This is a genomic window from Sphingobacterium lumbrici (assembly GCF_006476045.1).
In the GTDB taxonomy this organism is placed as follows: Bacteria; Bacteroidota; Bacteroidia; order Sphingobacteriales; family Sphingobacteriaceae; genus Sphingobacterium; species Sphingobacterium lumbrici.
Window position 1 is genome coordinate 1 of the sequence record NZ_SRZY01000021.1, and the last position, 1,043, is coordinate 1,043.

1 protein-coding gene is annotated in these 1,043 nt (G+C 34.3%); it reads left to right on the forward strand.

All coding sequences use genetic code 11. The annotated features are described in order from the left end of the window. Positions 1–119: 119 nt before the first annotated feature. On the forward strand, positions 120–1,028 hold the full coding sequence (locus E4F24_RS05395; protein WP_140937650.1) for an IS982 family transposase: 909 nt from the start codon (positions 120–122) through the stop codon (positions 1,026–1,028). The last annotated feature ends 15 nt before the right edge of the window (positions 1,029–1,043 follow it).

Here is a 1,043-nt window from a genome sequence, read left to right on the forward strand (position 1 = left end):
TTAACGTGAGTTCGGGATAAGAAAAAAGTGAAATTTATATATTATTTCAACAAAAAAAGGCTTGATTTTTGCATACAATTAGTTGACAATCAAATTGTTGCAAATGCAAATCAAGCCCTATGTTAAGAGATAAAGTTATAGAAATTTTTGTTAAGGTCGATGATTTCTGCAAAGAAATTCAACCCCTTCTTGAAGAAAATCGTATTGAAGACAGAAAACTGGGTAAGCGCAATAGAAAAACAGGTCTTTGTGATAGCGAAATAATCAGCTTGATGGTTCTTTTTCATTCAGGTCAATTTACTAATCTTAAGTCATTCTATGTTCATTATGCACTGCCGCATCTAAAGGATCTCTTTCCTGGACTGACCTCCTACAATAGATTCGTTGAACTCCAGCCTAGGTGTGCCGTCACCTTTATGTTGTTTGTAAAGATGTGCTGTCTTGGCAAAAGTGAAGGTGTCAATTTTATAGATTCTACGCATATCAAAGTATGTCACAATAGAAGGATACATCAGCACAAAGTCTTTAAGGGAACTGCAGAACGAGGTCAGTGCTCCATTGGCTGGTTTTATGGCTTCAAGCTGCACCTGATCATCAATGATAAAGGTGAAATATTGTCTTTTTATCTCACAAAGGGGAATGTAGATGACAGAAATCTAAAACATATGATGGATATGACTAAAGATATTTTTGGTAAACTCTATGGGGATAAAGGATATATTTCAAAAGCAATGGCCGATATATTATGGGGAAACGGAGTACAAATGGTGACCAAACCAAGAAAAAATATGAAAGGAATAAACCTTAGTCAAACGGATAAAATAATGCTCAGAAAGCGAGCAATTATTGAATGTGTCAATGATGAACTTAAAAACATTTGTAAGCTACAACATACAAGACATAGGTCTGTAAGTAACTTTTTATTGAATATTTTAGGAGCATTAGCCGCTTATGCTTTCTTCCCTAAAAAACCTTCATTAAATATTCAATTTGAACAGCAAGAAAATCAATTATTCCTTGCTGCTTAAACCGAACTCACGTTA

Excerpts from the sequence above, each read along its gene's own strand:
- E4F24_RS05395 (WP_140937650.1), top strand. The coding sequence starts at position 120 with ATGTTAAGAGATAAAGTTATAGAAATTTTTGTTAAGGTCGATGATTTC.